The organism is Ligilactobacillus aviarius subsp. aviarius DSM 20655, assembly GCF_001436315.1.
Classification (GTDB): domain Bacteria; phylum Bacillota; class Bacilli; order Lactobacillales; family Lactobacillaceae; genus Ligilactobacillus; species Ligilactobacillus aviarius.
Map to the genome: position 1 here is coordinate 130,518 of NZ_AYZA01000022.1, position 23,485 is coordinate 154,002.

Consider the following 23,485-nt stretch of genomic DNA (forward strand, 5'->3'; position numbering starts at 1 on the left):
TAGGATGGCTGAAACAGCACGCAAAATTGCAAATCATTCAAATATTAGGAAACAAACGACGGCACAAATCGGTCCGCTCGATGTTCAAAAGAAAAAATTTAAACGACGGGAACGGTTAGCCGTATGTGTTTCATTAGGATGGGCAGCATTGCTCGGTTGCGTTACGATTTCATCGTCAATTCACGTTAATACGGCGCAAAGCGATTTACAAGCTGTTACAACGCAAGTAACAAAGCTCAACAGTAAGAATTCAAATATTCGCCAAGAAATTAGTGAACTTTCAAGTCGTTCGCGTTTAATGGGAATCGCTAAGAAAGATGGCCTTTCATTGAATGAACAAAATACAAGGAATGTAACTAAATAATGAATAATCAAAATAAGCGCAAGATAGAAGAAAATACAGAAGATAGCAAGCAATTTGGAAAACTGATCTTTTTCATAGTTCTCAGTGTTTTTGTATTGATTATCTTCCGCTTTTTTTATGTCGGCATTTTTCATCGTGCTGACGGCGTTAATTTACGTCAAAAAGTGGAACAGCTGTATGCAAAACGGACTGAAATCAAGGCTAAACGGGGAACGATTTATGATGCAAATAATCAGGTAATTGCTGAAGATACGACAACATATTCCGTATATGTCGTCCTTTCAAAGGAAGCCCGGACATTTGACGGGAAGCCGGCTTACTTAAAAGCTTCAGAAAAGGATAAGGCAGCCAAAGTTTTAAGCGAAAATCTTGGAACGTCGTACTCAAAGATCAAAAAGATTTTGTCACCAAAAGATCCAGATGTCTACCAGGTAGAACTTGGATCAGCTGGGAAGAACATTTCGCTTGAAACGAAAAAGCGAATTCAAGCAGCTCATATTACCGGAATCGACTTTACGCCTTCTGAAGCCCGGCTGTACCCGAATGGAACATTTGCTTCACATTTGATTGGATTAGCTGAAAACGAAAACGGTAAACTTCTTGGAATTATGGGAATTGAAAAGAACTATAATTCTGAATTAGCAGGACGAAACGGAGTTAAAAGTGAACAAACCGACATTGAAGGAACTAAGTTGCCGTGGACGAAAGCAGTCGCTCGTCCGGTTAAAAATGGAGATAACGTCTATACGACGCTTGACGGTCATTTGCAGAACTACTTGGAAACGTTAATGACCAAGGCCGAAGAAACATATCATCCAAAGAATATGGATGCAGTTTTGATGAATGCTAAAACGGGTGAAATTATTGCGGCAACTCAACGCCCAACGTTTAATGCTCAAACACGGGTCGGGTTAAACAATTCATGGACGAATACGTTGACTGAATCGGCATATGAACCTGGTTCATGTATGAAGATTTTCTCAATGGCAGCTGCAATTAACAGCGGAATCTATAATCCAAATGCAACCTTTATGTCAGGAAGATATGACATTGATGGAGCGTATGTTTATGATTGGGACCGTAATGGTTGGGGACCAATCACATACCGGCAAGCATTCATTCGGTCATCGAACGTTGGGATGGCTCACTTGGAACAACAAATGGGTGCGAAACGCTGGTTACGCTATTTGAAATCATTTGGTTTCTTAAAAGCCGTCAATGGACCCGGATTAGGAACTGAAGCAAGCGGTGCGATCGGTTACAAGTATCCAATCGATCAAGCCAATACAGCTTATGGTCAAAGTATTGATGTAACGGTCATGCAAATGATGCAAGGCTTTTCAATGCTGGCCAATAACGGCGAAATGGTTCAACCGCGATTAATTAAGAAGATTGTTAATCCGAATACTGGAAAGACCGTATACCGTTCAAAACGAAAAGTGGTTGGTCATCCGGTAACGGCATCAACCGTTAAACAGGTTTTAGGAATGATGCAAGATGTTATTACTGATCCAAATGGGACAGGTCAAGCATACAAAATCAACGGTTATAATGTCGGGGTTAAAACCGGGACAGCTCAAATTGCCAATCCAAAAGGCGGCGGATACCTTACTGGTGATATGAATTATATCTTCTCCGTTGCTGGGGTTGCTCCGTTGAATGATCCAAAGTATGTATTGTATATTACGATGCAACAGCCGCAAACGTTTGGAAATGAAGGGGCTGCAACTAAGGCCCTTGCAACGGTCTTCAATCCAATGATGAAACAGGCATTGCAAGATGACAGTTCAAATGGTTCAAATCAAAACAATAAGGTTCCAAACGTTAAGGGATTAAGTATTGCAACCGCTAAACAAGAATTAGAAAAGACCGGCGCAAACGTAATTGTTTGTGGTAACGGGGTAAAGATCAACCAGCAATCCGTTGCTGCAGGTCAAACAATTATGAAGGGCTCAAAGGTCATTCTTGTTACAAATGGTGCAAAGACGATTCCAGATATGACAGGATGGTCACGGAATGATGTAAGCAACCTTGCAAACATGTTAGGAATTAAGGTTCACTTTGATGGAACCGGATTTGTAAAGTCTCAAAGCGTTTCACCAAATACGGTTGTAACGAAGAATCAGCAAGTTAACATTGCATTGCAATAAAACAAGGAGAAATAGAGATGACGTTCATTAAATTATTATTTCCATTTTGCATGAGTTTAATTTTAACGGCGGTCTTTTTACCGGCGTTTATCAATTATGCCCATCGAAAAAAACAGGGCCAAATGATTCGTGAAGAAGGACCAAAGTGGCATGAGAAAAAGTCAGGGACGCCCACAATGGGGGGCTTTGTCTTTAACTTTGTAATTTTGATAACGGGTATTATTGTCCCGCTCGTTTACAAATGCTTAAACCCAAGTGTTTTAGTTCTTGATTTTATCTTGATCCTGTATGGTTTTCTTGGGTTCTGGGACGATTCAATTAAGTTGTGGAAGAAACAAAACGAAGGATTAAAGCCATGGCAAAAACTTGCCGGTCAGATTCTTGGCGGAATTGTTTTTCTGGTGGTTTACTATTTTGAAGGTTTTCCGTTTTCAATTAGTTTCTTTGGTCATGAAATTCATTTAGGATTTCTTTATGCCTTATTCGTCATGTTCTGGTTAGTCGGCTTTTCAAATGCGGTTAATTTGACGGATGGTATTGATGGGTTAGTTGCCGGCCAATCGATTATTGCTTTTGGGGCATATGCAGTTATTGCGTGGGCCCAAGATCAATTTGGCGTTTTGATTTTCTGTGTTGCTGTAATGGGGGCATTAGTTGCATTCCTGTTCTTTAACCACAAACCAGCAAAAATCTTTATGGGTGATATGGGTTCACTTGCCCTTGGGGGTGCGCTTGCAGCCGTTTCAATTTTAGTTCACCATGAGCTGTCGTTGCTTGTAATCGGAATTATTTTTGTAATTGAAACTGCAAGTGTAATTCTTCAGGTAACGTCTTTCCGGTTAACTGGAAAACGAATTTTTAAAATGAGTCCAATTCACCACCACTTTGAAATGTGTGGCTGGAATGAATGGCAAATTGATATTGTATTTTGGATCGTCGGCTTAATTGCTGCTGCGATTTCAGTAATGGTAATTTTATAAAATATTAGGAAGAAGTTAGTTGTCATGAAAAACATTAGTCCTTACCAAAATAAACAAGTTCTTGTAATCGGAATGGGGAAAAGTGGCGTAAATTCAGCTAAGCTTTTAGTTAAGCTGGGAGCGCAGGTAATTGTCAACGACAAGACGGATCAGCCAAATCAATCTCAAGTTGATGAACTTAAAAAGATTGGCGTGAAGGTTGTTACGGGAAGTCACCCGCTTGAGTTATTGGATGGAACAACGACGGTCGTTAAAAATCCAGTTGTTCCGTATGATAACCCGTTAGTTGCGAAGGCAATTGAGGAAAAAATTCCAGTCATTACGGAACCAGAACTTGCATATCAAGTTTTAGATGCAACCATGATCGGGATTACCGGAACTAATGGAAAAACAACGACAACAACAATGATTACGGAAATGTTGAACCGGAACCGGTCAAAGGGCAAGGCTTACGCAGCCGGAAATATTGGAATTCCGACGACTCAAATTGCTCAACAAGCGACCGCTGATGACGTGATGGTAACTGAATTATCGAGTTTCCAATTGATGGGAATTAAGACGTTACATCCGCACATTGCAGTTTTGACTAATATTTATGAAGCCCATACAGATTGGCACGGATCACACGCAAATTATGTAAATGCCAAAATGCGGATCTTAATGAATCAGACGGCAGATGATTATTTTGTTGTTAACTGGGATAATGAAGAGGCCCGGCAATTTAGTAAGCATACTCAAGCAACCGTTGTTCCGTTTTCACGCGAGGATCAAACCGAAGCGGGAGCATATGAAAAAGATGGTGTGCTTTACTTTAAGGGTGAAAAAATCATTGATGCTGATCAAATCGGGGTTCCCGGATCACACAATGTTGAAAATGCCCTTGCTGCAATTGCTGCTGCCAAGTTGATGGGCCAATCAGCAGAAAACATCAAAGAAGTCTTACAACAATTCACAGGTGTCCGTCACCGGATGCAATACGTTACAACCTTTAATGAACGCAAGTTTTATAACGATTCGAAAGCAACGGATATCGAAGCGACCCAAAAAGCATTGGATGGATTCAATCAACCGGTTGTCTTATTGGCAGGTGGACTTGACCGCGGTTTTAAGTTTGACCGCCTGGTTCCTTACTTTAAGAAGCACGTGCGGGCATTAGTTGTTTTTGGTGAAACCGCAGATTTAATGGCTGACGCCGGGAAGCAAGCCAGCATTAAGGAAATTGTCAAGACTGAAAATGCGGTTACGGCGGTTCCGGAAGCATATCAATTAAGCCAACCTGGCGATGTGATTTTACTGTCACCGGCATGTGCAAGTTGGGATCAGTGGCCAACGTTTGAGGTTCGCGGTGATCGGTATATCGATGCGGTCGAAGATTTGATCAAGAAAATGGAGGAAGCAAAATGAGGATATTAGTTTCTGGCGGTGGAACTGGAGGACACATTTATCCAGCTCTTGCATTGATCGATGAAGCTAAGAAAAAGGATCCAACAACGAAGGTTTTATATGTTGGGACCAATCGCGGGCTTGAAAGCCGAATCGTTCCGGATGCGGGAATTGATTTTAAAACAATTGAGATTCAAGGATTTAAACGGTCACTTTCATTGGAAAACTTTAAGACGGTTTATTTATTCTTAAAGAGTATTCATGAATCTAAAAAGATCATTAAAGAATTTAAGCCCGATATTGTTGTTGGAACTGGCGGTTATGTTTGCGGTTCGGTTGTCTTTGCGGCGGCGCAAATGCATATTCCGACCGTTATTCATGAACAAAACAGTGTTGCGGGAGTAACCAACAAGTTTTTAAGTCATTTTGTTGATAAAGTTGCGATTTGTTTTGACGATGTTCGTTCAAATTTCCCTGAAAACAAAATTGTATTTACCGGGAATCCACGGGCACAACAAGTTGCACATATGGAAAATAAAAATCGGTTAAAGGAATACGGATTAAAGGATAATTATCCAACCGTTTTGATTTTTGGCGGATCACGCGGAGCAGAAGGCATTAATCAGGCTACTTTGGATGCGGCATCAAAGTTTAAGGGCCAGCCTTACCAAGTCCTTTTTGTAACGGGGCAGGTTCATTATGATGAAATCAAAAAGCGGGCTGCCCAAAAGGAAATTCCATCAAATATGATAATTCAGCCATATATCAGTAATATGCCTGAAATTCTTCCGGAAATCGATTTGATCGTTGGCCGGGCAGGGGCAACGAGTTTAGCTGAAATTACGGCACTGGGAATTCCTTCAATTTTAATTCCAAGTCCGTATGTAACAGCTGATCATCAGACTAAAAATGCGATGAGTTTGGTGAACAAAAATGCTGCCAAAATGATTACCGAAAAGGAATTAACAGGAGCTAAGCTGGCTGATGCCGTTGACCAGTTAATGAATGACTCAGCTCAACGAAGTGAAATGGCGAAGAATGCTTCAGATGCAGGGGTGCGGGATGCAGCCGATCGGTTGTATAATGTATTAAAAGATTTGGTTAATCAAAAATAAGTCTGAGGGATAATGATATCAAGATGAAAAGACTCAAAAAATCGAATGCCGAGTTAACTCCATGGGAAAAGGCACAAAAGAAACGCAAACAAGCAAAGAGACATCGCCGCCCAACGACGGCCCGTTCTTTTGTAAAAAAACTTCCGCGAACAAACAGTTTACGAAAACAACGGTTAGCCAAGGGAACGATTGCATTGATTGCGGTTTTTGTAATTACGTTTGCAGTATCGTTATTTTTCATTCTTCCGTTTAGCAGAATCCTTTCACTTCAAGTAAATACGAATGATGATGCAACCCGTACGGCGGTTGTTAAGGCTAGTAACTTGCATTACTACGAATCATTGTTTGGAGTGTGGCCTGAAACCGCGAAGATTGAAAACCAAATTCACGAAAAAGTTCCTTCTGTAAAAAAGGCAACCATTCAATATCAAGGAACGCATGTGAAAATCAACGTTGAGGAATATCCAACGATTGGGTATGTCGTAAGAAACAATAAATACTACAAATTGACGTCTTCAGGAATGATCGATAAATATGGATCGAATAATCCGAAAGAAAATTACCCGATTTTTTATAATTTTAAAAATAAGGATCGCCTTCTTGAGATGACGAAGCAATTTGATAAGTTGCCAGCCAAAGTCAAAAAGGGAATTGCGGAAATTCACCTTGAACCGACAAAGGCGGATCCGGGAAAAATCAAATTATATATGAATGACGGTAATCAAGTAATTGCTTCAATTGATACGTTTGCAGAGAAAATGCAATACTATCCAAGCATTGTTTCGAAGATGAATTATACGGGTGTTGTTGACCTCGAAGTCGGAGCATACTCATATCCTTATGGTAAAAATTAATATTTTCGAAAAAAACTCGGAAACCCTTGATTAAAGGTAGTAAATTGGTTTATTTGTATGGTAAAATTTAAATTAAGATACTTTTCTTGAAACTAATTAAGAAAAACTGGATTGGAGGATAAAAAGGTGGAAAATTCCGGAATTTATGTAGGATTGGACATCGGAACAACTTCGATCAAAGTCGTAATTGCAGAATTTATGAAAAGCCAATTAAATATTATTGGCTATGGCAGTTCACATTCCGCTGGCTTGTCACGTGGTGTAATTGTAGACATTGACCAAGTTGTTGCTACAATTAAGGAAACAATTAAACAAGCAGAACAAAAAGCAAACATTGAAATTGATAATGTTACGGTTGGGGTCCCAGCCAATATGTTACAAATTCAACGGTGCAAGGGCATGATCGCAGTTGGCGGTCAAGACGGCAATTCTGCTGAAATTACAGATGAGGATGTTCACGAAGTTACCCGGGCAGCATTAGTTCAAAACTTGCCGCCAGAACGCGATGTAATCGATATTGTTCCAGATGAGTTCTTTGTTGATGATATTGATAATATCAAAGATCCGCGTGGAATGATGGGCGTTCGGTTAGAGATGCAAGGGGTAATGTATACGGGCCCAAAGACGATTTTACATAATATTCGTAAATGTGTTCAACGAGCAGGATTAAAGATTCAAGACATCGTGGTTGCTCCGATTGCACTTTCTGAATATGCATTAAGTGATGCTGAACAGGATTTTGGGGCCGTTTTAATTGACCTTGGTGGAGGCCAAACGACAGCCGCTGTTGTTCATGATCACAAAGTAAAGTATACTTATGTTGATCAGGAAGGCGGTGACTACGTAACTCGCGATATTTCAATTGTTTTGAATACGTCATTTGAAAATGCCGAAACATTGAAGCGAAATTACGGGTATGCCCTTGCTGAAATGGCTTCATCCGAGGATTCGATTCCGGTTGAAGTTGTTGGTCAACAAGAGGATGAAATGGTTACCGAAGAATACCTTTCAGAAATTATTGAAGCCCGGATGCGGCAGATTTTTGAAAAAATCAAACAATCTCTTGGAAGTATCAATGCTTTTCAACTTCCAGGCGGAGTTGTTTTGACAGGTGGAATGGCTGCACTCCAAGGGGTAACTGAATTAGCTCAAGAAATTTTTGAAGTTCCGGTAAAGATTTTCTATCCTCAAGAAATGAATTTACGTTCACCACAATTCTCACAAGTTATTGGTTTAATTGAAGATACGACTCATCAAAACGAAATCAACATGGTTGTTAAGAGCACGTTGAACAATATTGATGCGGTTGTCAATCAAGAACCAGTGCAAGCTCCATCAATGAAGGCCGCTAAGAAGGCTAACATGAAGAGTGTGAAAACAAAACCGCGGAAAGCGGCTAAACCAGTTGAGAAACAAGCTAAACAAAATAAGTCAGCTGAAAAGAAGCATCATTCAATTTCAGGTTTGAAAGATTGGTTTGGCAGTTTCTTTGATTAATTAGTTTAAGAAACAGATTGGATAACGGAGGAGAACTAAATGGACTACGAAGTAGATGAAAACAACAAGGCGAACATCAAAGTAATCGGTGTCGGCGGTGCTGGTGGTAACGCGGTTAACCGGATGATTGCCGAAGACGTTAAAGGTGTTGAATTTATTGCTGCAAACACAGATGTTCAAGCATTAAAGAACTCAAATGCGGAAACTAAGATTCAATTAGGGCCGAAATTGACCAAGGGACTTGGTGCAGGTGCTAACCCTGATATCGGTGAAAAGGCTGCTGAAGAAAGCGAAGAACAAATTTCTGAAGCTTTACAAGGCGCTAACATGATCTTTGTCACTGCCGGAATGGGTGGCGGGACTGGTACCGGTGCTGCTCCAGTAATTGCAAAGGTTGCCAAGGAAATGGGCGCATTGACCGTTGGGGTCGTAACCCGTCCATTCTCATTTGAAGGACCAAAGCGTGCACGGTTTGCTGCTGAAGGTGTTCAAAAGATGAAGGAACACGTCGATACTTTGATCATCATTGCCAATAACCGTTTGTTAGAAATCGTTGATAAAAAGACGCCAATGCTTCAAGCATTCCAAGAAGCAGATAACGTTTTGCGTCAAGGTGTTCAAGGAATTACTGATTTGATCACATCACCAGGTTACGTTAACTTGGACTTCGCTGACGTTACAACTGTTATGAAAGACAAGGGTTCAGCTTTGATGGGAATTGGTTCTGCAAACGGTGAAAACCGAATTGAAGAAGCAACCAAGAAGGCTATTTCATCACCATTGTTGGAAGTTTCAATTGATGGGGCTGAACAAGTGCTGTTGAACATCACTGGTGGTCCAGATTTGAGCTTGTTTGAAGCCCAAACAGCTTCAGAAATTGTAACGGATGCCGCTTCAAGCGATGTTAATATTATCTTTGGGACATCAATCAACGAAAACCTCGAAGATGAAGTCGTCGTAACTGTAATTGCAACTGGAATTGACAAAAAGCGCAATGCGCGTAAAGCAGTTAAGAAGTCAGCTTCAAATGGAATTTTAAACAATAACCGGAATGCTGTTTCAAACCAATCAGCATCAAATTCACGGAGTAATGATCCGCTTGCTGATTGGGATATTACAACTGAAATGAATGGCAATTCACATGCAGCAAACCAACGGGATAATTTTCAAGACGTTGAAAAGAAAGACTTTAACGTATTTGGTTCAGATTCATCAAATAATAATTTTGATCAAGATGATGACGACAATATGCCGCCATTCTTGCGTCATCGTCGGAAATAATGAAGGAGGCTTGAGGTCATGTCATTAACTGATCGGATTAGTCATTTTTTTAATGGATACGACGATGAAACGGAATATGATAATTATGATAATGGTTCATCACAGGTAAGAACAGAAAGTGAAGGACCTCAGGGCAATCAAAAAAATCGAATTATGTCAATTGTAGGTAAAAATGATCATTCGCAAAAAAAGATCATGTTGTTTGAACCCCGGGTGTTTTCAGATGCAAAGCAGATTGCATCCCGCCTTTTAAATGGGCAAGCAGCAATTATCAATTTTGAACGGATGGACAACCAACAATCGCGCCGAATCGTTGATTTCTTATCAGGGGTGACGTATGCCATTGATGGGGATATCAAACGAATCGGCGAACAAATTTTTCTATGCACTCCGTCTGAATTTTCAGTTGAAGGAATGCTTAATGAAGCCGTTAAGCTTCAAGACTTTTAGTAAGGAGTCGGAAAGTGTTAGTAGGAATTATTAATGGCCTATTTCAACTTTATACATTGGCAATCGTGGTGTACTGTTTGATGTCATGGTTCCCGGGCGCTTTGCAAACGAAGTTCGGGATATTTTTAGACCGGATCGTGAGTCCGTTCTTAAACCTTTTCCATTTTATTCCACCGATTTTTAACATTGATTTTTCACCAATCATTGCGTTAGTCGCATTGGAATTAGTTGAGCAGGGACTTTTCTTCCTCTTACGGATCCTAATTGGATAATTGGGGTTAATTTTAAATGAATGATGGAATTTACCAGCATTTTCGAAAGGAAGAGCGGCCAACAATTGATCAGGTTGCATCTTTAATTTCGGAAGCAGAGTTAAATTACGCACCGGTGTTAACTGATTTTTTAAATCCCCGGGAACGTTTTATTGCTCAGGCGTTGATTGGAAAAAATACGACGATTCAAATGGCAACGCAGGGCGGGTATCAGAATGCTGATCGAAAACGGGTATTATTTTACCCGCAGTATTTTGAACCCCAAACTGAGGATTTTGAAATTCAAGTTCTTGAAGTTGATTATCCGGTTAAGTTTGCGTCATTACATCACGGACAGATCCTCGGTGCGCTTGTTCATTCTGGAATTACACGGGATGTGCTTGGCGATATTATAACCGATGGAGTACGGTGGCAATTGATTGTTGAAAAGAAGATTGCGCCATTTCTGGTTAGTCAGCTTGACCGAATTGGTCGGACGAAGGTGAAGCTTAAGCCGAAAGAATTATCGGAGTTGTTAACGCCGGAAAGTGCATGGCAAGAAGCCCATTTGCTAATCAGTTCGCAACGAATTGATCGGATCATCGCTAGCAGCTACCATTTGTCACGTGGAAAGGCCAAGGAACTGATTGAAAATGCCAAAGTTCAAGTAAATTGGATGGAAGTTGATCGTCCAGATTATGTGATTAACATTCGCGACATTATTTCAGTCCGCGGTTATGGACGTATTCGATTTGATGCAATTTTGGGAACGACGCATAAAGGAAAGTTAAAAGTTGAAATGGCGATTATTCGGAAATAGTCCATTTAGACAATAGCGTGTCAATTGTTTTAATGATAAAATGACTTATAGTGGAGGTGATAGGGATGGCTTTGACCCCCTTGGATATTCATAATAAAGAATTTCACGTAAAATTACGTGGTTATGATCAAGACGAAGTTAATGAATTCTTAGATCAGATTATCAAAGACTATGAAGCTTTGTTAAAAGAAAATGATTCACTTCGTGACAGCTTAGATCAAAATAAAGAAAAATTAAAATACTTCAATGATTTGAAGGATTCTTTGAATCAATCAATTATTGTTGCTCAAGAAGCAGCTGATAAGGTTAAGGCAAACTCACAACGTGAAGCTGAGATTATTAACCGTGAAGCTCAAAAACAAGGTCAAGATATTATTGACCAAGCAAATGAAAAGGCACGGAATATCATTGATGAAGCTTCAAAGAAAGCTAAGAAACTTGCAATTGAAACTGATGATTTGCGGAAGCAAGCCCGGATTTTCCGGCAAAAACTTCAAGTAATGATGGAATCTCAATTAGAAGTTGTTAAGGGCAGCGAATGGGACGAAATCTTGAAGCAAGGCAAGACAAGCAGCTATGAAGAAATTCAAGATGCAATTCGTCAAGACGAAACGTTGGATAAAGAAACTGCACGTGAAATTAAGCCAGTCCAAGATGATGAAGAGTTTAACTTCCAACCAGTTGATCCAAATCCTCCTGAAATCAATCCTGCTGATGATGGTCAAGCAGAGACAGTTGTTGTTTTCCCTGATAACAACGATTCAACAACAGAAACTGAACCAACTCCACAAGGTGAACCTGAAGATTCAAACAATGGTCTTCAAGGACAACACTTTGCTGACACAGATGATTTAAACTAATTTGAAACACGACTTATTTTAAATACTTGAAAGCGAGTCAACGATGGTGAAAGGTTGATAGTCACTTTAAAGTAAGCCATCATTCAATGATTGAAATGCTGAATTCAAAGTAAGCATTTTCGGTTCACACCGTTATTTGTGATTAAAGTAGATTTAATAATCTAAAATTTGGGTGGTACCACGATAATCTCGTCCCTTGCGGATGGGATTATTTTTTTTGAAAGGAGAAAACGATGCGAATTAAGAAAACCTTGAATATGGGTAGAACTAAATTCCCAATGCGTGGAAATCTTCCAGTTAAAGAAGCTGAAAGACAAAAGGTATGGGAAGAAAACAAAGTTTATGAAAAACGGCAAAAATTAAATGAAGGCAAACCGTCATTTGTTTTGCACGATGGCCCTCCATATGCGAACGGAAACATTCACATGGGACACGCCATGAACAAGATTTCAAAGGACTTTATCGTGCGTTCAAAATCAATGATGGGCTTCCGGGCACCATATGTTCCTGGATGGGACACTCATGGATTGCCGATTGAACAACAATTGAAGAAGCAAGGGGTTGATCGGAAGGCCCTTTCAATTGCTGATTTCCGTGAAAAATGCCGGGAATATGCTTTACAACAAGTTGATAAGCAACGCCAAGACTTTAAGCGGTTAGGAATTTCCGCTGAATGGGATAACCCATACGTAACCCTTGATCCTAAATTTGAAGCTCAAGAAGTTCGCGTCTTTGGTAAGATGGCTGAAAAAGGCTTGATTTATAAGGGCCGGAAGCCAGTTTACTGGTCATGGTCATCTGAATCAGCTTTAGCCGAAGCCGAAGTTGAATATCATGACGTAACTTCACCATCGGCCTTTTATGGTGAAAAGGTTATCGATGGTAAAGGTGTTTTAGATGATGCTACATACATGGTTGTCTGGACAACAACGCCATGGACAATTCCTGGTTCAGAAGGGATCACAATTTCAGCGAAGTATGAATATTCAGTTGTTCAACATGACGATGATCCGCGGAAATTTGTTATCGCAACTGAATTGCTTGCAAAGGATGCGGAATTATTTGGATGGAAAGATGTTAAGACATTGAAGACCGTTAAGGGTGCTGAAATGGAAAATATCCTTGCTCAACATCCATTTGATCCGGAACGGAAATTAGTTGTAATGCTTGGCGACTTCGTTACGCTTGATGCCGGAACTGGATTAGTTCACACGGCTCCTGGATTTGGGGAGGACGACTACAATGTCGGAATGAAGTACGGCTTAGATGTCTTTGCTCCAGTTGATGCCAAAGGATACTTGACTGATGAAGCCGGTGAAGACTTTGCAGGTGTCTTTTATGAAGATGCTAACCAGATCTCATTGGATAAATTAAAAGCTTCAAATACATTGATCAAGCAAATGGACTATGAACACAGTTATCCATTTGACTGGCGGACAAAGAAACCGATCATTTTCCGGGCAACGCCACAATGGTTTGCATCGGTTGATAAGATTCGGGACGATATTCTGAACGCAATTGACAGTGTTAAGTTTATGCCAGAATGGGGTCAAAAACGACTTCACAACATGATCCGTGACCGTGGCGACTGGGTAATTTCACGGCAACGGGTATGGGGTGTTCCGTTACCGATTTTCTATGCCGAAGATGGCGAAGCAATCATGACACCAGAAACGATCGAACATGTTGCTCAATTGATTGAAAAGCACGGTTCAAATATTTGGTTTGAAAAGGATGCGAAGGATCTTTTGCCTGAAGGGTTCACCAGTGAACATTCACCAAACGGGAAGTTTACCAAGGAAACCGACATCATGGATGTTTGGTTTGACTCCGGTTCATCCCACCAAGGCGTGCTTGCTTCCCGGGATTACCTGACATATCCGGCTGATTTAGTTCTTGAAGGCTCAGATCAATACCGGGGATGGTTCAACTCAAGTATGATCACGAGCGTTGCCGTTTCAGGGAAGGCACCATATAAACAGGTTATTTCACAAGGATTTACCCTTGATGGCAAAGGGCACAAGATGAGTAAATCACTTGGAAACACAATTGTTCCAAATGACGTGATCAAACAAATGGGGGCTGAAATTATCCGGTTATGGGTATTGAGTGCTGACACATCAGCAGACGTTCGCGTTTCAATGGGCAGTTTCCAACAAATTGCGGAAAGTTACCGGAAGATTCGGAATACCTTCAGATTCTTGCTTTCAAACGTTGCGGACTTTGATCCGGAAAAGAATCAAGTTGCATTTGATGATCTTGAAGCCATTGACCGTTACATGCAAATTCAAGCAAATGAATTTACAAAGGATATTTTAGATGATTACGCAACGTATGATTTTATGGATATCTATAAGAAGGTCATCAAGTTCATCACCACTGACTTATCAGCATTCTACCTTGATATTGCAAAGGATGTTATTTACATTGAAGAAGCTGATGGTCACAAGCGGCGTTCAATGCAAACTGTTTTGTATGACATCGTTGTTCGGTTAGCTAAATTGTTAACTCCAATTTTGCCGCATACAACCGAAGAAGTCTGGGAATACTTGCATGAACCAGAAGAATTTGCTCAATTATCAGAAATGCCGGCAGTGAACTATTATGATGGTCAAAAGAAGTTACTCGAAAACTGGAGCCGCTTCATGAAAGTGCGGTCAAATGTTTACAAGTCACTTGAAATTGCCCGGGATGATAAGATGATTGGAAAATCGTTTGAAGCCCATGTCAAGTTGTACGTCACTGATGAAATCAAACAAGAATTGGATAGTTTGGATGCTGATATTCGTCAAGCAATGATCGTTTCAGCATTGGATATTCTTCCAATTGATGAAGCTCCTGCCGATGCAGATGACTACGATGAAGTAAAGGTTAAGATTGAAAAGGCAACGGGTGAAGTTTGTCCTCGCTGTCGGATGATCAAGACTGATGTGGGTGCTGACCAAGAATTACCACAAGTTTGTGCTCACTGTGCTGAAATCATTCGGCATGACTTCCCTGAAGCAGTTGAAGAAGGATTGGAAGATTAATTATGAATAAAAAGACTGGGCTGTTAAGCCTAGTCTTTTTTAGCGTTTAATGAACTATATTTTTTGGAATATCTCTGCTATCATTAGAGTTAAAGTGAGATAAAATGAGGAATGCAAAATGGATTTTAAAGAAAAGACCTTATCAACTGAAAATATCTATAATGGGAAAGTTGTTCATTTAGATAAAGAAGTTGTTAAACTTCCCAATGGTAAGGAAGCAGTTCGTGAAGTTATCCGGCATCAAGGGGCTGTCGGGGTGATTGCCATTACTGATTCGAATAAAATTGTAATGATTCGGCAATGGCGTGAACCGTTAAAGAAGGTCACCCTTGAAATTCCGGCAGGAAAAATTGAACCAAGCGAACATGATGATCCGGAAAAAACAGCCCGGCGTGAATTAAATGAGGAAACGCGTTTTGCAGCTGATCAGTTTGAATTAGTTACGAAATTTTATACTTCACCAGGGTTTGCTAATGAATTGATGTATTTATATCATGCAGTGGGATTAAAAGCTGTTAAAGATGAATTACCGCAGGATGACGATGAATTTCTTGAATTGGTTGAATTATCGCCAAAAGAAGTTCAAGAGGCAATTAGCCGCGGCGAAATTTGTGATGCGAAAACACTGATGGCGGTTATGTTTTGGCAAATGATGGGGTAGGTCAATGAGCTGGGATAACGAAGGACGCCACTTTTATGATCAGGAAAATGATGATTCAAATGAACCGTTAAGAAGAAGTAAGACCCCAAGTTTTACGGATGAACCTGATGACAAAAGGCTTCGGCGGCATCAAGCAATCGATGAAAGTGAAAATTCTTTTCTGGCCCGTTTGCGGAAGACTGATCATTCTGAAAGAACCATCACGAATGATGATGAGATTCTCTCCCGGGCAGAACAAAAGAAGCGGGATCAGGATGAGGAAAATGAACGGAAAGCCCGATTATTAGGAAAAAAATTAAATAAGGTAATTTGGATTTTAATTGGGTTGATTATTATCACGTATTTAATTATGCGGTTTGTCAATTTTTAGGAGGAAACAATGAAGTACGGAATTATTTGTGCAATGGAAGAAGAAATTAAAACGTTGGTTGAAAAGTTAGCAGATAAGCAAGAACAATCAATTGCTGACATGAAATACTATACCGGAACGATTAACGGGCATGAAGTTGTGCTTGTTCAATCAGGGATCGGTAAAGTCCAAGCAGCAGTCAACACTGCATTTTTGGCAAATAATTTCCACGTTGACTGCATTATTAACTCCGGTTCTGCTGGTGGAATTGGCGATGGAATGCATGTTGGCGATGTGGTTCTTTCAACCGGAACAGCATATCATGACGCTGATTCAACGGCTTTTGGTTATAAGATGGGACAAATGCCGGGACAACCGCAAATTTTTGAAGCGGATGCTCATCTTCGTGCAGCAGTCAAAAAAGCTGCTGAAGAAAATGGTTTGCCAGTCCGGGAAGGTTTGATCGTTACGGGGGATCAATTTATCAATTCAACTGCAAAGATCAAGCAGATCAAGGGTATTTTCCCAGATGCACTTTGCAGTGAAATGGAAGGGGCAGCCGTTGGCCAAGTTGCCCATGAATTTAACATTCCGTATTTAGTTATTCGGGCAATGTCAGATGTTGGTGATGAAGAAGCAAGCCAATCATTTGATGAATTTGTAATTGATGCAGGAAAACGGTCTGCAAAAATGATTTTAACTTTATTATCAGAAGAGGCATAAAAATGGAAAGGATTTATCTAGATAATGCGGCAACCACCCCGATGGATCCGGCGGTTGTCAAGGTCATTGCAGATGCAATGCAAAATAATTTCGGCAATGCGTCAGCGGTCAATTCATGGGGGAGAGAGGCCCGGTCAATTTTGGACCGGAGCCGCCATGTAATTGCCCAGTCGATCAACGCACGGCTTGATAATGAAATTATTTTTACAAGTGGCGGGACAGAAAGTGATAATACTGCAATTATCCAAACGGCAATGAAGCGGCAAAATGAAGGCCGGCATATTATTACGACTGCGGTTGAACATGAAGCGGTTTTGAAGCCAATGCAGTATCTTGAAACGCAGGGATTTGAAGTTACGTATCTGCCAGTTGATCAAAATGGTGAGATCAGTCTGGATGATTTGAAGAAGGAATTACGCGATGATACGATTTTAGTTTCAGTAATGACTGGGAATAACGAAGTCGGGAGCAAAATGCCGATTCATGAGATCGGTGAAATTGTTGCGGACTCAAATGCATGGTTCCACACGGATGCCGTTCAAGCGTACGGCCTGTTGGACATTGATGTTCAAGCCGATCATATTGATTTACTGTCAACGTCCGCTCATAAACTGAATGGTCCTAAATTTCTGGGCTTTTTGTATCAACGTGACGGAATTAAATTCGATTCGTATATCAAGGGCGGCGATCAGGAACTTACGCGGCGCGCTGGAACCGAAAACGTCCCGGCAATTGCCGGCTTTGCCAAAGCGGTTGAAATTGATAATTCCGAAGAAAAGCAACGGCGGCGTGACCGGTATTATGGCTTTAAAAAACAATTGACTGACGGTTTGAAAGCGAACCATATTGATTTTGAAATTAATGGTAAAATGAATGCAGGCGAATTGCCGCATGTTTTGAACATTTGGTTTAAGGGAATTCCGAATGATGCCTTCATTACAAATTTGGACCTTAATGGAATCGCGGTTGCCGCAGGGTCAGCATGTACGGCTGGTTCGCTTGAACCATCCCACGTTTTAAAAGCAATGTATGGTTCAGATTCACCTCGAATTCGGGAATCAATTCGGTTCAGTTTTGGGATGGAAAATACCGCTGAGGAAATCGATCGGACAGTTGACCAAATTGTCAAAATCATCAATCGGTTTTTAAAGAAATAGGAGGAAGTTCGATGGCTTTTACAGAAGTAAATCAAATCAAGGGTGATAATCAAAAATACCGGTTGTCACCAGAAATTAAAAAATATTCATTGCGGGACGTTGGTTTTATGGAAACCAAGACCGGCAAATTTGAATTAGAACGGTCATTGGATCCAAATTCACCGTATAATCAGGGATTTAAATTTAAAATGACCGTTGAAGCTGATTTGAAGAAATTTAAGATGGCAACGTTAACGGCTAACGGAATGCGTGAAGTTGATGTTCACAAGGGAAAAGACGTTGATACTCACTTGGAACAATTAAACTTCATTCTTGATAATTTAATTGAACGGCAAATTATTGAAAAAGCATAATTTGCTTATCAAAAGTAAGAAAGCCTCCTTGCAATGGGAGGCTTTTCGCGTTTATAATTAACATTACTGGACAAAACGACCTTCAAATCGTTGATGATTCAGAATCTAAATGAAATGATGGTGAGTTTATGAAAGATAACAGCAAGACACGGGTCGTTGTTGGAATGAGCGGTGGCGTTGATTCATCAGTTTCAGCGTACTTGCTTAAGCAACAAGGCTACGATGTTGTCGGCGTTTTTATGAAGAATTGGGATGAAAAAAATGACAGCGGCGTCTGCACGGTAACCGAAGACTATCAGGATGTTGCCAAGGTTGCTGCTGAAATCGGCATTCCATACTATTCAGTTAATTTTGAAAAGGAATATTGGGACAATGTTTTCTCATATTTCCTTGATGAATATAAACGTGGGCGGACTCCTAATCCTGACGTTTTGTGTAATAAGGAAGTTAAGTTTAAAGCATTTTTAGATTATGCAATGGAACTTGATGCTGATTACATTGCAATGGGCCACTACGCTCAAATTCGACGGGATGAAGACGGGACCGTGCATATGCTTCGCGGTGCAGATCCGAATAAGGACCAGACCTACTTCTTAAGCCAGTTGACCCAAAAGCATTTGCAAAAGGCGATGTTCCCAATTGGCGGGATGCAAAAATCCGAAGTTCGGCGAATCGCTGAAGAAGCCGGACTGGCAACTGCTCACAAAAAGGATTCAACCGGGGTTTGTTTCATTGGTGAACGGAATTTCAGTAAGTTCTTGAGTGAATTCTTACCGGCTCAACCAGGAGTAATGAAGACCTTTGAAGGTGAAGTTAAGGGACAACATTACGGGTTAATGAATTACACAATTGGCCAGCGACGCGGATTAGGAATTGGCGGTGATGGCAAGAGTAACGAACCATGGTTTGTGGTTGGCAAGGATATTAAGACCAATACCTTATACGTTGGTCAGGGATATCACAACGAACACTTATACGCAACCAGTTTGGATGCAAGCCAGTTGAGTTTCGTTGCCCCAATCAATCATTACGGCAATGATTTTCACTGTACGGCTAAATTCCGTTACCGGCAAAAAGACTGCGGCGTAACCGTTCATTTAAATGATGATCATACCACAATGACCGTTGAATTTGATGATCCGGCACGGGCAGTTACCCCGGGGCAAGAAGTTGTCTTGTATGATGGTGAAGAATGCCTTGGAAGCGGAACGATCGATTATGCATATCAAGAAGGCAAACTTTTACAATATGTTTAATTAAAATCAGATTACGAATAGAGGCGTGGGTGAGCTCACAGCCTCTATTTTTTTGATGTATAATTAAACTAAATATGTTAAAGAGGAAATTGAAATGACGACTTTTTATTTTGTAAGACATGGAAAAACAGAGTGGAATTTGGAAGGACGCTATCAAGGATCACATGGCGATTCACCGCTTCTTCCAGAAAGTTACGAAGAGATCAAGCAATTAGCTGCGTATTTTAACAGTGAGAAGATTCGGTTTGCGAAGATTTACTGCAGTCCCTTGAAGCGGACGATGACAACGGCACAGGAAATCAATAAGAATCTTGATCAGGCTGGATTAAAAATTGAAGCTGATCCGGCGTTTATGGAATTTAATTTGGGAAAAATGGAAAAAATGAAGTTTGTGGATGCTGAAAAGCAGTATCCCGAAATGGTTGAAAATTTCCGTTACCATCCTGATAAATATGATCCAACCGCAATTGACGGGGAATCATATGAAGAATTATTTAAGCGAATGACCCCGAAGATTCAAGCAATCTATCAGCGTTATCCAGAAGATAATGTTTTGGTTGTCAGCCATGGAGCTGCATTGGGAGCGGAAACCCGGCATTTATTGGGCGTTCCGTTGGCAAAGATTCGTGAACGCGGCGGCTTGGCTAACACGAGTACAACTATTTTAAAGACAACGGACGGCGAGCATTTTAAGTGCATTGCATGGAATAAGACCGACTATTTAAAGCGGAAATTAGACCCGACGGATATTATTTAAGGAATGAGAAGATGGCAGAAGAAGATAAAAAGACGCAAGAAGCTGAAAAAGCAACCCATAAGTTAGTTCAAGCAATTGATCAGGATCCTTATAATGTGGATAATTATTATCAACTGGGAACGATTTTGACTGAAATGCAAAGTTTTCCTCAGGCAGAAGAACTTTTTAAGCGGGCAATCAACATTTTCAACGATCAGCCAGCCAAAGTTGGCCTTTTAACTTATGGTCTTGGGAACGTTTTTTATTCAGCAGGACTATACGATGAAGCGATTCAAGCGTTTCAAAAGGTTACGGATCACAAACTAAAGGCGGAAGCGTACTTAATGATCGGTCAAGCAAATTATGCTCAGCAAAAGTACCAGCAAGCAATGGTTTTTGCATTAACGGCGAGTGATGAAATGCCGCAAAATAAGGAACCGAAACGATTATTAGCGGATTGCTTTTTAGCGTTAGGAAAGTTTGATCAGGCAGAAGACTTTTACCAACAAGTGCTTGAGATGGATGATACTGATTTACGTGCTCTCTTTCAACTGGGAGTGATCAAGTTTACTCAGGAAAGCCCGGAAGCTGCAGATGAGTATTTTAACAAGGTCAAGCAACTCGATCAGGATTATTATGACCGGATGCAAGAACGATTAAGCGACGTTCAACGCGCAATTAAGTCAAAGGATCAAGATGATGAATAACACCCAGCAAGAGTTAATTCAAAACGAACAGCAGTTTGTAAAGGGCCGGGTCAAAAGTGTCTTTTTCCAAAGTAATGATAGTTTCTACAAGGTAATTTTAATTAGTGTGAAGGAAACGAACTTTGATTGGAAAGAGCACACGATCACGGTGACGGGTGATTTTGCAAATTTGCAGGAAGAAAATGAGTACCGATTTATCGGCCACGTCGTTGATCATCCGCGTTACGGCAAGCAATTCAAGGCGGAAACGTACGAAGTTGATGTTCCGGACACAACGGAGGGCCTTGTCCATTATTTTTCAAGTGATAAATTCCCAGGAATTGGGAAAAAATCAGCTGAACGAATTGTTAAAATTTTAGGCGATGATGCCTTGAACTTATTGATCCAGGATCCTGAACGCGCACAGGGACTCGGTTTAAGTTCCCGACAAGCGCAAACTTTGATTGAAGGGATTAAGGATAATAATCAAACTGATACCATCATCATTGGGTTGAATAATTACGGCTTTTCAAGCAAAATTTCAGCTAAGATTTTTGCCAAGTATCATGAAAAGTCATTGACGGTGATCAATGAAAATCCATATCAATTATCAATTGATATTGATGGAATCGGGTTCGTGAAGGCTGATCAAATTGCAATACAAATTGGGATCAAGGATGATTCGGCGGTCCGAATTCGCGGGGCGATTTTTCAAGTTTTAAATGATCTTTGTTATGAAAGCGGCAATACGTATGCAACGAGTCGGCAAGTGATTGAAAATGCGATCACGTTGCTTGAGAAGGGCCGGCAAACGGCAATTGATCCGGAAATGGTTGCTGACCAGATTATCGAACTTGAGAAGAAGCACCGAATCGTTGCGGATCAACAGCATATTTATGTTCGCCGGCTTTATCATGAAGAACATGGAATTGCCAATAAATTATATACGATTGCGACGAATCAGGATCAAAAAAATTATGACGAAAAGAAGCTTGCCAAAATTTTACGCCGAATTGAACGCCACCTTGGAATCCAATATGATGATATTCAACAGGATGCAATTTTTACGGCGCTTAATTCGCGGTGTTTTTTGTTAACTGGAGGACCTGGAACAGGGAAGACGACCATTATTAATGGAATCGTGGCCATGTTTGCTGAGTTGAATGGGATTGACCTTGAACGTATTCGCCAGCAAAAGGATGATTCTCATCTTCCGATCCTATTAGCTGCGCCAACTGGCCGGGCCGCGAAACGAATGACGGAAACAACTGGTTTGCCAGCAAGAACGATTCACCGGTTACTTGGAATCAACGGGCATGATGAGGAGTTGTCAGAAAGTAAGGTGGATGAGCTTTCAGGCGACTTATTGATCATTGATGAAACGTCAATGGTTGATACGGAGTTAATGGATGTTTTGTTAGGCGCAATTCCATATAACATGCAGGTGATTTTTGTCGGCGATAAGGATCAGTTACCATCAGTTGGTCCAGGACAGGTTTTTGCGGATCTACTTGAAAGTGATGAATTGCCGAAGAAGGAACTAACGCGAATTTATCGCCAATCGGATGATTCATCGATCGTTGAATTGTCACACAGTATTCAGCAGGGGCAGTTGCCACCGGATTTTACGCAACAACATGCTGATCGCTCATTTATCGCATGCAATGCTTTTCAAGTTCCGGATGTGCTTGAACAGGTTGTTCAATTGTGGCTGAGTAAAGGAAATTCAATTGATGATCTGCAAGTGCTTGCTCCAATGTACAAGGGAGTGGCCGGAATTGATAATTTAAATAATCGGATGCAGGCCATTGTTAATCCGGCAAAACGCGGGCGAAAGGAAGCTCAGGTCAATCAACAGGTTTTCCGAATCGGGGATCGCGTTTTGCAACTTGTGAATGATCCGGAACACAATATTTTTAATGGTGATATTGGAAAAGTAATTGGAATTGATCTTAAAAGTGCTAAAAACCACGTTCCCACGGATAAGATAATCGTTGATTTTGATGGAAATGAAGTTGGTTATGAGAAACGTAATTGGAACCAGCTGACCCTTGCGTACTGCATGTCGATTCATAAATCGCAGGGGGGCGAATTTCCGCTGATCATCTTACCAATGGTTCGTCAATTTTCACGGATGTTTGCGCGAAATTTGCTTTATACGGCAGTCAGCCGGGCAAAGCAAAAACTGGTTTTATTAGGTGAAGTTGAGGCATTTAAAAAGTCAGTTTCAATCGTTTCATCAAACCGCCAAACGGGATTGAAAGAAATGCTTTGGGAAGCGTTTGGCGACCACGAAAAGGTGAACTTAATCGAAGATCCTGTCAGTGAAGGTGAAAGTGAAACAGCGGAAGCGGATGATCAAGAACTAAATCAAAAGTCAAATGTGTTAACGAATTCAATGATTGAAAGTGGAAAAATTGATCCGCTGATTGGAATGAACGGGATTCGGCCAACAGATTTTATGGAAACAAAACAAGGTGTGACAAAACGTTAAAAACGAGCGTGGTGGAAGCAGAAAAGCGAACGAATC

General features: G+C 40.7%; 22 protein-coding genes and 1 other annotated feature. All 22 genes read left to right on the top strand.

The features are described 5' to 3' along the window. Window positions 1-4: 4 nt before the first annotated feature. Window positions 5-364, top strand: a complete 360-nt coding sequence (gene ftsL / locus FC33_RS06090; protein WP_057827719.1) for a cell division protein FtsL — start codon at window positions 5-7, stop codon at window positions 362-364. Continuing rightward, window positions 364-2,514 (top strand): penicillin-binding protein, encoded by a 2,151-nt coding sequence (locus tag FC33_RS06095; protein ID WP_057827720.1) that lies wholly within the window; start codon window positions 364-366, stop codon window positions 2,512-2,514. The genes ftsL and FC33_RS06095 overlap by 1 nt, the downstream gene beginning before the upstream one ends. 50 nt (window positions 2,515-2,564) lie before the next feature. Next, window positions 2,565-3,494 (top strand): phospho-N-acetylmuramoyl-pentapeptide-transferase, encoded by a 930-nt coding sequence (mraY, locus tag FC33_RS06100; protein WP_373863519.1) that lies wholly within the window; start codon window positions 2,565-2,567, stop codon window positions 3,492-3,494. A 24-nt stretch (window positions 3,495-3,518) separates the two neighbouring features. Next, the gene (murD, locus tag FC33_RS06105; protein ID WP_057827722.1) at window positions 3,519-4,898 is read left to right on the top strand and encodes a UDP-N-acetylmuramoyl-L-alanine--D-glutamate ligase; all 1,380 of its coding nucleotides are present in this window, start codon (window positions 3,519-3,521) and stop codon (window positions 4,896-4,898) included. Next, window positions 4,895-5,992 carry an undecaprenyldiphospho-muramoylpentapeptide beta-N-acetylglucosaminyltransferase gene (gene murG, locus FC33_RS06110; protein ID WP_057827723.1) on the top strand — a complete coding sequence of 366 codons (1,098 nt, stop codon included), beginning with the start codon at window positions 4,895-4,897 and terminating at the stop codon, window positions 5,990-5,992. Before murD ends, murG begins: the two co-directional genes overlap by 4 nt. 23 nt (window positions 5,993-6,015) lie before the next feature. Beyond that, the gene (locus FC33_RS06115; RefSeq protein WP_057827724.1) at window positions 6,016-6,846 is read left to right on the top strand and encodes a cell division protein FtsQ/DivIB; all 831 of its coding nucleotides are present in this window, start codon (window positions 6,016-6,018) and stop codon (window positions 6,844-6,846) included. 126 nt (window positions 6,847-6,972) lie between these two features. Further along, a complete protein-coding gene (ftsA, locus tag FC33_RS06120; RefSeq protein WP_057827725.1) occupies window positions 6,973-8,343 on the top strand; it encodes a cell division protein FtsA in 1,371 nt (456 codons plus the stop codon). Window positions 8,344-8,382: 39 nt separating this feature from the next. Continuing rightward, on the top strand, window positions 8,383-9,624 hold the full coding sequence (gene ftsZ / locus FC33_RS06125) for a cell division protein FtsZ (protein ID WP_057827726.1): 1,242 nt from the start codon (window positions 8,383-8,385) through the stop codon (window positions 9,622-9,624). Between the two features lie 18 nt (window positions 9,625-9,642). Next, window positions 9,643-10,074, top strand: coding sequence for a cell division protein SepF (locus tag FC33_RS06130; protein ID WP_057827727.1), 432 nt, complete (start codon window positions 9,643-9,645; stop codon window positions 10,072-10,074). A gap of 14 nt (window positions 10,075-10,088) precedes the next feature. Next, entirely contained in the window at window positions 10,089-10,346 is a 258-nt protein-coding gene (locus FC33_RS06135) for a YggT family protein (RefSeq protein WP_057827728.1), read from the top strand. Window positions 10,347-10,362: 16 nt separating this feature from the next. After that, window positions 10,363-11,145, top strand: a complete 783-nt coding sequence (locus FC33_RS06140; RefSeq protein WP_057827729.1) for a YlmH family RNA-binding protein — start codon at window positions 10,363-10,365, stop codon at window positions 11,143-11,145. A 65-nt stretch (window positions 11,146-11,210) separates the two neighbouring features. Continuing rightward, window positions 11,211-12,005, top strand: coding sequence for a DivIVA domain-containing protein (locus FC33_RS06145; protein WP_057827730.1), 795 nt, complete (start codon window positions 11,211-11,213; stop codon window positions 12,003-12,005). Then, window positions 11,993-12,205: a binding site (T-box leader), on the top strand. It overlaps the preceding gene by 13 nt. A 33-nt stretch (window positions 12,206-12,238) precedes the next feature. Further along, window positions 12,239-15,034 carry an isoleucine--tRNA ligase gene (ileS, locus tag FC33_RS06150; RefSeq protein ID WP_057827731.1) on the top strand — a complete coding sequence of 932 codons (2,796 nt, stop codon included), beginning with the start codon at window positions 12,239-12,241 and terminating at the stop codon, window positions 15,032-15,034. 118 nt (window positions 15,035-15,152) lie between these two features. Continuing rightward, entirely contained in the window at window positions 15,153-15,695 is a 543-nt protein-coding gene (locus FC33_RS06155) for an NUDIX hydrolase (protein ID WP_057827732.1), read from the top strand. Window positions 15,696-15,699: 4 nt separating this feature from the next. Further along, window positions 15,700-16,065 (top strand): hypothetical protein, encoded by a 366-nt coding sequence (locus FC33_RS08505; RefSeq protein WP_057827733.1) that lies wholly within the window; start codon window positions 15,700-15,702, stop codon window positions 16,063-16,065. Window positions 16,066-16,074: 9 nt separating this feature from the next. Then, entirely contained in the window at window positions 16,075-16,767 is a 693-nt protein-coding gene (locus tag FC33_RS06165) for a 5'-methylthioadenosine/adenosylhomocysteine nucleosidase (protein WP_057827734.1), read from the top strand. A gap of 2 nt (window positions 16,768-16,769) precedes the next feature. Then, window positions 16,770-17,924 (top strand): cysteine desulfurase family protein, encoded by a 1,155-nt coding sequence (locus FC33_RS06170; protein ID WP_057827735.1) that lies wholly within the window; start codon window positions 16,770-16,772, stop codon window positions 17,922-17,924. An 11-nt stretch (window positions 17,925-17,935) separates the two neighbouring features. Continuing rightward, complete coding sequence (locus FC33_RS06175; protein WP_057827736.1) at window positions 17,936-18,277, top strand: DUF1831 domain-containing protein; 342 nt, start codon at window positions 17,936-17,938, stop codon at window positions 18,275-18,277. Window positions 18,278-18,405: 128 nt separating this feature from the next. Then, window positions 18,406-19,533, top strand: coding sequence for a tRNA 2-thiouridine(34) synthase MnmA (gene mnmA / locus FC33_RS06180; protein WP_057827737.1), 1,128 nt, complete (start codon window positions 18,406-18,408; stop codon window positions 19,531-19,533). 94 nt (window positions 19,534-19,627) lie between these two features. Then, window positions 19,628-20,290 carry a histidine phosphatase family protein gene (locus tag FC33_RS06185; protein WP_057827738.1) on the top strand — a complete coding sequence of 221 codons (663 nt, stop codon included), beginning with the start codon at window positions 19,628-19,630 and terminating at the stop codon, window positions 20,288-20,290. Between the two features lie 11 nt (window positions 20,291-20,301). Beyond that, the gene (locus FC33_RS06190) at window positions 20,302-20,976 is read left to right on the top strand and encodes a tetratricopeptide repeat protein (protein ID WP_057827739.1); all 675 of its coding nucleotides are present in this window, start codon (window positions 20,302-20,304) and stop codon (window positions 20,974-20,976) included. After that, window positions 20,969-23,449 carry an SF1B family DNA helicase RecD2 gene (recD2, locus tag FC33_RS06195; RefSeq protein ID WP_162257625.1) on the top strand — a complete coding sequence of 827 codons (2,481 nt, stop codon included), beginning with the start codon at window positions 20,969-20,971 and terminating at the stop codon, window positions 23,447-23,449. Before FC33_RS06190 ends, recD2 begins: the two co-directional genes overlap by 8 nt. The last annotated feature ends 36 nt before the right edge of the window (window positions 23,450-23,485 follow it).